1 protein-coding gene is annotated in these 206 nt (G+C 52.9%); it reads left to right on the forward strand.

Annotated elements, in window-relative coordinates; translation table 11 throughout:
- A partial coding sequence (locus ACLH1I_RS26770; protein ID WP_411302961.1) for a transposase occupies positions 1-206 on the forward strand: 206 nt, incomplete at both ends.

Consider the following 206-nt stretch of genomic DNA (forward strand, 5'->3'; position numbering starts at 1 on the left):
CCACCGTTCTGGTCATTAAACGCGTGTTCAGGTTGACCCTGCGGGCTGCACAGGGTTTTATTGATTCCATTTTTACACTGATGAATGTTCCGTTGCGCTGCCCGGATTACAGCTGTGTCAGCAGGCGGGCAAAGTCGGTTAATGTCAGTTTCAAAACGCCCACCCGGGGTGAAATCGCACACCTGGTAGTTGATTCCACCGGGCTG

Source organism: Klebsiella sp. 1SOBk10mer, assembly GCF_046602535.1.
Lineage (GTDB): Bacteria > Pseudomonadota > Gammaproteobacteria > Enterobacterales > Enterobacteriaceae > Klebsiella > Klebsiella quasipneumoniae.